Source organism: Streptomyces sp. NPDC004065 (genome assembly GCF_044903565.1).
Classification (GTDB): domain Bacteria; phylum Actinomycetota; class Actinomycetes; order Streptomycetales; family Streptomycetaceae; genus Streptomyces.
In genome coordinates, this window is sequence record NZ_JBJDQT010000065.1 from 1 (window position 1) to 4,136 (window position 4,136).

General features: G+C 67.8%; 4 protein-coding genes. 2 read left to right on the plus strand and 2 right to left on the minus strand.

Translation table 11 applies throughout. The features are described 5' to 3' along the window. Nucleotides 1-130: 130 nt before the first annotated feature. Entirely contained in the window at nt 131-1,384 is a 1,254-nt protein-coding gene (locus tag ACI2LW_RS33570) for a PTS transporter subunit EIIC (RefSeq protein WP_404735041.1), read from the minus strand. A gap of 124 nt (nt 1,385-1,508) precedes the next feature. After that, entirely contained in the window at nt 1,509-2,813 is a 1,305-nt protein-coding gene (locus ACI2LW_RS33575) for a PTS transporter subunit EIIC (protein WP_404735042.1), read from the minus strand. A gap of 183 nt (nt 2,814-2,996) precedes the next feature. On the opposite strand from ACI2LW_RS33575, the gene ACI2LW_RS33580 reads away from it, so the two are divergent. Beyond that, nucleotides 2,997-3,230, plus strand: coding sequence for a glucose PTS transporter subunit EIIB (locus ACI2LW_RS33580; protein ID WP_234518547.1), 234 nt, complete (start codon nt 2,997-2,999; stop codon nt 3,228-3,230). Between the two features lie 77 nt (nt 3,231-3,307). Continuing rightward, nucleotides 3,308-4,045, plus strand: a complete 738-nt coding sequence (gene rph, locus ACI2LW_RS33585) for a ribonuclease PH (protein ID WP_404735043.1) — start codon at nt 3,308-3,310, stop codon at nt 4,043-4,045. The last annotated feature ends 91 nt before the right edge of the window (nt 4,046-4,136 follow it).

Here is a 4,136-nt window from a genome sequence, read left to right on the forward strand (position 1 = left end):
CTCCCTCAACCCCGCAAGATCATCACGTCCAACGGCCACGGTCCTCGCAACTCCCACAGATCGCGGGTGTTGCGAGGACCGTTAGAACCCAAGGTCTGCTCGGGGGCCGCGTGACGTTCCGGCCGGGGACCTACGCCTTCGTCAGGTCCTCGACCTCCTCCTCGGGCTCCCGGCCCGGGGTGGGGAGGTTGAACTTGGTGATCGCGAAGCGGAAGACCACGTAGTAGATCGCGGCGAACACCAGGCCGATCGGGATGATCATCCATGGCTTGGTGGCCAGGTTCCAGTTCAGGCCGTAGTCGATGACGCCCGCGGAGAAGGTGAAGCCCGCGTGGACGCCGAACGCCCAGGTGATCGCCATGGACAGGGCGGTGAGCACCGCGTGGATCGCGTACAGGACCGGCGCGATGAACATGAACGCGAACTCGATGGGCTCGGTCACGCCGGTGACGAAGGAGGTCAGCGCGAGCGAGACCATCATGCCCATCACGGCCTTACGGCGCTCGGGGCGGGCGGAGTGCGCGATGGCGATCGCGGCGGCCGGCAGACCGAACATCATGATGGGGAAGAAGCCCGACATGAACTGTCCCGCGGTCGGGTCGCCGGCGAAGAAGCGGTTGAGGTCGCCGTGCACGATCTCGCCCGCGGAGTTCTTGAAGTCGCCGATCTGGAACCAGGAGACGGTGTTCACGAACTGGTGCATGCCGACCGGGATCAGCGCGCGGTTGATCAGACCGAACAGGCCCGCGCCGAGCGCGCCGAGACCCGTGATCCACTCGCCGAAGTCGGAGATGCCCTCACCGATCGGCTTCCACACCAGACCGAAGAAGACACCCATGACCGTGCCGACGAAGGCCATGATGATCGGCACCAGGCGGCGGCCGTTGAAGAAGCCGAGCCAGTCCACGAGCTTCGTACGGTGGAAGCGCTGCCACACCACGGCGGCGAGCAGACCCATCACGATGCCGCCGAGGACACCGGGATTGTTGTAGGTCGCGGCTATGTCCGCGCCGTTCTGCACCTTCGCCTCGGTGACCGGGAAGGCCTTGAGGACGTTGCTGTAGACCAGGAAGCCGACGAGACCCGCCAGGGCCGTCGAGCCGTCGGACTTCTTGGCGAACCCGATGGCGACACCGATGCAGAACAGCATCGGCAGGTTGTCGAAGATCGCACCGCCGGCAGTGGCGAACACCGCTGTAACCTTGTCGGGCAGGTGCAGCTTGTCATGGATATCCTGCTGACCGAACCGCAGCAGGAGGCCCGCCGCCGGGAGCACGGCGATCGGAAGCTGCAGGCTTCGGCCGACCTTCTGAAGGCCCTGGAACAGGCCTGATCCCCGCTTCTTCGCGGGGGCCGCCGCTGGTGTGTCGGTGGCGGTGCTCATACGTCCTCCATCGGGTGGTGGTCTACACCACTCAGTGGTGTAGACCTGTTGTAGCACGATGAAGGCGGCGTAAGGAACCCATGATTCCTGCGACCAAACCGCTACTTTCCGTATGTGTCGCAGATCACGCCCTGGTGGTGTCCTCGACCTGCTCCTCGGGCTCCCGGCCCGGTGTCCTCAGGTCGAACCGCGTGATGGCGAAACGGAAGATCACGTAGTAGACGGCGGCGAAACACAGCCCGATCGGCACGATCGCCCACGGCCTCGTCGCCAGCCGCCAGTTGATGACGTAGTCGATCAGCCCGGCGGAGAAACTGAACCCGTCGTGCACCCCCAGCGCCCACGTCACCGCCATCGACACCCCCGTCAGCACCGCGTGCACCGCGTACAGCACCGGCGCCACGAACATGAACGAGTACTCCAGCGGCTCGGTGATCCCCGTGACGAACGACGTCAGCGCCACCGACAGCATCAGCCCGCCCACCTCCATGCGGCGGGCCGGCCGCGCCGAGTGCGTCATCGCCAGCGCCGCCGCCGGCAGCGCGAACATCATGATCGGGAAGAAACCCGAGGTGAACAGCCCCGCATTCGGGTCCCCGTTCAGGAACATGGTGATGTCGCCGTGCACCACCCTCCCGTCCGGCGTGGTGTAGCTGCCGAACTGGAACCAGAGCGGCACGTTCAGGAACTGGTGCAGCCCCACCACCAGCAGCGCCCGGTTCGCCACCCCGAAGATCCCCGCCCCGTACGGCCCCACACCGTGCAGCCAGTCGCTGAAACCCTCCAGCGCGGCACCCACCGGCGGCCACACCCACAGACACAGCACCGCGAAGGCGATCGCCACGAACGCCATCACGATCGGCACCAGCCGCCGCCCGTTGAAGAACCCCAGCCAGTCCACCAGCCTCGTGCGGTGGAACCGCTGCCAGAAGAACGCCGTCAGCAGCCCCAGCACGATCCCCCCGAACACCCCCGGATTCTGGAAGGTGAACGAGGCCAGACTCCCGTCGTCCGCCCGGCACCCGAAGTCCGGCACCACCGTCGAACCGCCCGGACAGCGGGGGAACTGGCGCAGCACGTTGTAATAGACAAGGAAACCCGCCACCGCCGCGAGCGCCGTCGAACCGTCCGCCTTGCGCGCCATCCCGATCGACACACCCACACAGAACAGCAGTGGCAGACCGAGCGAACCGTCCAGCAGGGCGCCCCCCGCCCCCCGCATCACCTTCGAGACAGCGGTCCACCCCAGCCCGTCCGCGCCGAAGACGTCCGGCTGCCCCAGCCGGTTGAGAATGCCCGCGGCCGGCAGCACCGCGATCGGCAACTGCAGACTGCGCCCCATCTTCTGCAGCCCCTGGAACAGCGCGTTCCACCGCTCCCGCCCGGCAGACGCCGCACTGCCGGTAGCGTCGGCGCCGCCGGCACTCATGGGCCACCTCCCCGCACGGTCCCCGCACCTCGTTTGTCCACCGCACGGACGGTGGTGTAGACCAGTCGACGACGGTTCCGCTGTCGTGCAGGCCATCCTCCGGCAGGCACGGCACGACCGCTCGCGAAGATGGGCCATCTGTGGGTTACTGCGACAAAGCGGTTCGGATCAGGGAGAACAAACATGGCCAGCAAGGCTGAGAAGATCGTCGCCGGGCTCGGCGGAATCGACAACATCGAGGAAGTCGAGGGCTGCATCACCCGGCTCCGGACCGAGGTCAACGACCCCTCACTGGTCGACGAGGCCGCCCTGAAGGCCGCCGGCGCCCACGGCGTCGTCAAGATGGGCAGCGCCATCCAGGTCGTCATCGGCACCGACGCCGACCCCATCGCGGCCGAGATCGAAGACATGATGTGAACCCGCCGGTTCACCGCCAAGGGGCTCTTCCCACCACGGGAAGGGCCCCTTCCGCCAGGGGGACTAGGCTCGGCGCCATGTCTCGCATCGACGGCCGCACGCCCGAACAACTCCGCCCCGTCACCATCGAACGCGGCTGGAGCAAGCACGCCGAGGGCTCCGTCCTCGTCTCCTTCGGCGACACCAAGGTCCTCTGCACCGCCTCCCTCACCGAAGGCGTCCCGCGCTGGCGCAAGGGCAGCGGCGAGGGCTGGGTCACCGCCGAGTACGCCATGCTGCCCCGCGCCACCAACACCCGCGGCGACCGCGAGTCCGTCCGCGGCAGGATCGGCGGCCGCACCCACGAGATCTCCCGCCTCATCGGCCGCTCCCTGCGCTCCGTCGTCGACTACAAGGCCCTCGGCGAGAACACCGTCGTACTCGACTGCGACGTCCTCCAGGCCGACGGCGGCACCCGCACCGCCGCCATCACCGGCTCCTACGTCGCACTCGCCGACGCCATCGCCTGGGCCCAGTCCAAGAAACTCGTCAAACCCGGCCGCCAGCCGCTCACCGGCACCGTCAGCGCCGTCTCCGTCGGCATCGTCGGCGGCGTCCCCCTGCTCGACCTCTGCTACGAGGAGGACGTGCGCGCCGAGACCGACATGAACGTCGTCTGCACCGGCGACGGCCGCTTCGTCGAAGTCCAGGGCACCGCCGAGGCCGAGCCCTTCGCCCGCCACGAACTCAACGCCCTCCTCGACCTCGCCGTCGCCGGCTGCACCGACCTCGCCGTCGCCCAGCGGGCCGCCCTGGCGACGACCCTCCTGCGCTAGCTGTACCCGGTCATGACTTTGGTGACAGTCGGGTGATCGGTGGCTGGCCGCCGAGCGCAGTGTGTCGGCGGCCAGTGTTGTAGAAGTGCAG